General features: G+C 65.2%; 5 protein-coding genes. 2 read left to right on the forward strand and 3 right to left on the reverse strand.

Going from position 1 to position 4300, the window contains the following annotated elements; all coding sequences use genetic code 11:
• Positions 1 to 78: 78 nt before the first annotated feature.
• The 3 genes from minE to minC all read right to left on the reverse strand — a co-directional run bounded on the left by minE (position 79) and on the right by minC (position 2008).
• Positions 79 to 333 carry a cell division topological specificity factor MinE gene (gene minE, locus ACODS9_RS26385; protein ID WP_023631120.1) on the reverse strand — a complete coding sequence of 85 codons (255 nt, stop codon included), beginning with the start codon at positions 331 to 333 and terminating at the stop codon, positions 79 to 81.
• 3 nt (positions 334 to 336) lie between these two features.
• Complete coding sequence (gene minD, locus ACODS9_RS26390; RefSeq protein ID WP_023631119.1) at positions 337 to 1149, reverse strand: septum site-determining protein MinD; 813 nt, start codon at positions 1147 to 1149, stop codon at positions 337 to 339.
• A 97-nt stretch (positions 1150 to 1246) separates the two neighbouring features.
• Positions 1247 to 2008, reverse strand: coding sequence for a septum site-determining protein MinC (gene minC, locus ACODS9_RS26395; protein WP_367858201.1), 762 nt, complete (start codon positions 2006 to 2008; stop codon positions 1247 to 1249).
• 100 nt (positions 2009 to 2108) lie between these two features.
• Between minC and ACODS9_RS26400 the strand changes: the two genes are divergently transcribed.
• A complete protein-coding gene (locus ACODS9_RS26400) occupies positions 2109 to 3044 on the forward strand; it encodes a lipid A biosynthesis lauroyl acyltransferase (protein WP_401106301.1) in 936 nt (311 codons plus the stop codon).
• A gap of 60 nt (positions 3045 to 3104) precedes the next feature.
• A complete protein-coding gene (locus ACODS9_RS26405; protein WP_489095114.1) occupies positions 3105 to 4247 on the forward strand; it encodes a patatin-like phospholipase family protein in 1143 nt (380 codons plus the stop codon).
• The last annotated feature ends 53 nt before the right edge of the window (positions 4248 to 4300 follow it).

Here is a 4300-nt window from a genome sequence, read left to right on the forward strand (position 1 = left end):
GTCCCGCGTTGTCTGTGGGAGCCGGCTTGCCGGCGATGGGCTGCAAAGCAGCCCCAATGATTACACCCAGCTGCGCGATCAGCGATCAGGCAGGGTGATGTTCAGTTCCAGAATCGAGCAGCTGCCCTGGTTTTCCAGTTCGATCTGTACGTCGTCGTTGCCGATGTTGACGTACTTGCGGATCACCTCGACCAGCTCCTTCTGCAAGGCAGGCAGGTAGTCCGGGGTGCTGCGCTGGCCACGCTCGTGCGCCACGATGATCTGTAGACGCTCTTTCGCTACCGACGCGCTGCTCTGTTTCTGTCTGCCACGAAAGAAGTCAAAAAGGTTCATGGTTTATTTGCCTCCAAACAGGCGCGCGAAGAATCCTTGCTTCGGCACTTCGATGAACCGCAGTGGCTTGGGCTTGCCCAGCAGGCGGTCGACGGTGTCGCTGTACGCCTGGCCTGCATCGCTCTGGTCATCGAGGATGACCGGGATGCCCTGGTTGGAGGCCTTGAGCACGGCTTGGGATTCGGGGATGACACCCAGCAGTTCGACCGAGAGGATTTCCTTGACGTCCTCGACGCCAAGCATTTCGCCCTTTTCGACGCGCTCGGGGTGGTAGCGGGTGATCAGCAGGTGTTCCTTGATCGGGTCTTCGCCCTGTTCGGCACGGCGCGACTTGCTCGACAGCAGGCCGATCATGCGGTCGGAGTCACGTACCGACGAAACCTCGGGGTTGGTCACGACGATGGCTTCGTCGGCGAAGTACATCGCCAGGTGCGCACCTTTCTCGATACCGGCCGGCGAGTCGCAGACCACGAAGTCGAACTGGTCCTTGAGCTCCATCAGGACCTTTTCGACGCCTTCCTTGGTCAGCGCGTCCTTGTCGCGGGTCTGGCTGGCGGCCAGCACGAACAGGTTTTCCAGGCGCTTGTCCTTGATCAGGGCCTGCTGCAGGTTGGCTTCGCCGTTGACCACGTTGACGAAGTCGTACACCACGCGGCGTTCGCAGCCCATGATCAGGTCGAGGTTACGCAGGCCGACGTCGAAGTCGACGATGACCGTCTTGTGCCCGCGCAGTGCGAGGCCGGTACCGATGGCGGCGCTGGTGGTGGTCTTGCCCACACCCCCCTTGCCGGAAGTAACCACGAGAATCTTGGCCAAGGTGTTTCACCCCTAAATAATTCGGGACAGACGTCCCTGCAAATACAAAAAACGGCAACGGGAAAAAAGTTGCGCTAAAAATGCCGGCAAGTATCCGTTAAAGACGGGTGATGTTCAACACGTCGCCGGACAGGCTGACCTGTACGCCCGAACCCCACAGCGGGTCGCGGCGCAGGTCTTCGCACACTTTGTACTGGCCGGCGATGGAGACCATTTCCGCAGTCATCTGCAGGCAGAAGATACGCGCCTTGGTATTGCCCTTGATGCCGGCCAGGGCACGGCCACGCATGGCGCCGTACACATGGATGTTGCCATCGGCAAGAAGTTCCGCGCCGGGGCTGACCGAACCGGTCACCACCAGGTCGCCGCCCTGGGCGTAGATCTGCTGGCCGCCGCGTACCGTCGAGGTGATGATCCGCGTCGGGCGAACTTCGGGTTCGGCTGGCGCAGCTGGCGGCGCAGGTGCGGGCTCGGGCTTCTTCACCTCGGGCTCCGGCTCGAGTGGCCGTTCGCGGGCGCCGGACGGCGGCAGCACCGGCAGGTCGATGGCGATCGCGGCGGCGATGTCCTCGATGCGGCTGGCGCGGATCGCCAGGGTGCGCAGGCCATGGTGACGGCACACGCGCATCAGCCCGGGCAGGTCGATGGCGCCTTCGTCATGGGGCAGCTTGTCCAGGGCCAGCACCAACGGCGTGTTGCTGAAGAAATTCGGCGCCTGCGCGACCTTCGCCGCCAGCTGGCGGTCGAGGGACTCGAGGTCGTTGCGCGCCAGTTCCAGCACGGTGATGGCAAGCATGCTGCCCTTGAGCTGGAACACGGGGGCGTTGTCGGGTGTCTGGTTGGGGCTCATGGTCTGCATAGACGGCTTGTTGCGAAAAAAGTGCCCTGACTTATAGCGATAAGACCGTTTGCCCGCAACCGATGTAGAATGCCGGGCTCATGTCTTGCCGGAAGCTTCAATGGAACGCCCGCGTTTTCGATCCTCTTTCCTTCACCCGCGATTCTGGGGCCTGTGGCTGGGCCTGGGCCTGCTGTGGCTGATCGCCCAGCTGCCGTACCGGGCCTTGCTGGGGCTGGGGCGCGCCCTGGGCGCGGTGATGTACCGGCTGGCGGGTGAGCGCCGACGCATCGCCGCGCGCAACCTGGAACTGTGCTTCCCGGCGCTGTCCGGCGACGAACGGCAGCGCCTGCTCAAGGAAAACTTCGCCTCCACCGGCATCGCCTTCTTCGAAATGGCCATGAGCTGGTGGTGGCCAAAGGCCCGGCTAGCGCGCCTGGCCCACATCGAGGGCATCGAGCACCTGCAGGCCGCCCAGCGTGAAGGTGAGGGGGCGATCCTCATGGCCGTGCACTTCACCACCCTGGAGATCGGCGCCGCCTTGCTGGGCCAGGTGCATACCATTGACGGCATGTACCGCGAACATGGCAACCCGGTGTTCGACTTCATCCAGCGTCGCGGGCGCGAGCGTCACAACGCCGACTCGCTGGCGGTGGAGCGCGACGACGTGCGCGGCATGCTCAAGCTGCTGCGCAAGGGGCGGGCGATCTGGTACGCGCCGGACCAGGACTACGGCATCAAGCAGAGTATCTTCGTGCCGCTGTTCGGTATCCCTGCGGCCACCGTCACCGCCACCACCAAGTTCGCCCGGCTGGGCAAGGCGCGGGTGATTCCGTTCACCCAGAAGCGCCTGGAGGATGGCAGCGGCTATCGCCTGGTGGTGCACCCACCGCTCGAAGACTTCCCCGGCGAAACCGAGGAGGCCGACTGCCTGCGCATCAACCAGTGGGTCGAGGGTGTGCTGCGCGAGTGCCCGGAGCAGTACCTGTGGGCGCATCGGCGCTTCAAATCGCGGCCTGAAGGCGAACCACGGCTGTACGACAAGAAAAAGCGTTAGGGCGCGGGCTTGCCCCGCGACAGGGCCGGTACTGGCAACCACTGACTCCAGGAAGGATGCATGACCTCAACCACCGGCCTGATCCTCTCCGGCGGCGGTGCCCGCGCCGCCTACCAGGTCGGCGTGCTGGCCGGCATCGCCGAGCTGCTGCCGCCGGGCGCCGCCAATCCGTTCCCGGTGATCGTCGGCACCTCGGCTGGCGCGATCAACGCGGTCAAGCTGGCCAGCGGCGCCACCCGCTTCGCCGAGTCGGTACAGCAACTGACGGCATTCTGGCAGAACTTTCGCAGCCACCTGGTGCTGCGCAGCGACTGGCCAGGCGTGATCCGCCAGGCCAGTCGCTTCGTCGGCCACAGCCTGCTGGGGCTCGGCGGCCAGGTGCCGGTGGCCCTGCTCGACAGCCGCCCATTGCGCGGCCTGCTGCACGAGCATCTGTACCTGGATGGCATCGCCCACTCCCTGGCGGCCAATCAGTTGCGTGCCATCGCCGTGACCGCGTTTGGCTACGAGTCCGGCCAGGCGGTGACCTTCTACCAGGGCCGCGACACCATCGAACCCTGGTTGCGCCACCGCCGCATCGGCATGCCCACGCCGCTGACCATCGACCACCTGCTGGCCAGTTCGGCGATCCCGTTGCTGTTCGCCCCGGTACGCCTGGGCGAGGAGTACTTCGGTGACGGCGCGGTGCGACAGCCGGCGCCGATCAGCCCGGCGCTGCACCTGGGTGCCAGTCGCGTCCTGGTGGTCGGGGTCAGCGGCAACCCCCAGCGACCCTCGCCACCCTTGCCGACCCAGCGCGTGTTCAGCGGCCAGCAACCGAGCCTGGCGCAGATCGGCGGGCATATGCTCAACAGCACCTTCATCGACAGCCTCGAGGACGATATCGAGCTGCTGCAGCGGCTCAACCATCTCAGTCACCTGCTGCCGGCGCACCTGGACGCCCGGCGCCTGGGGTTGGCGCCGATCGAGGTGCTGGTGGTGGCGCCCAGCCAGCCGCTGGACGAGATCGCCGCCCGTCACCGCCGCGAGCTGCCGGCGGCGCTAAGGCTATTCCTGCGCGGGCCTGGGGCGACCAAGACCAGCGGGGCAGGGGTGTTAAGCTACCTGCTGTTCGAGGCGAGCTATTGCAGCGAACTGATCGAGTTGGGGCGCAAGGATGCCTTGGCCAAGAAACGGGAACTGTGCCAGTTCCTGGGAACTTGAGGCTTCCTGTATTGGCCATTTCGCTGCGGTTGGTCGCCACGACAAGCCGGCTC

It is taken from the genome of Pseudomonas sp. FG36 (assembly GCF_057809275.1).

What these genes read in the sequence shown, in the direction of transcription:
- minE (WP_023631120.1), bottom strand. Translation starts at nt 333, where the DNA reads ATGAACCTTTTTGACTTCTTTCGTGGCAGACAGAAACAGAGCAGCGCG.
- minC (WP_367858201.1), bottom strand. Translation starts at nt 2,008, where the DNA reads ATGCAGACCATGAGCCCCAACCAGACACCCGACAACGCCCCCGTGTTC.
- ACODS9_RS26400 (WP_401106301.1), top strand. Translation starts at nt 2,109, where the DNA reads ATGGAACGCCCGCGTTTTCGATCCTCTTTCCTTCACCCGCGATTCTGG.
- ACODS9_RS26405 (WP_489095114.1), top strand. Translation starts at nt 3,105, where the DNA reads ATGACCTCAACCACCGGCCTGATCCTCTCCGGCGGCGGTGCCCGCGCC.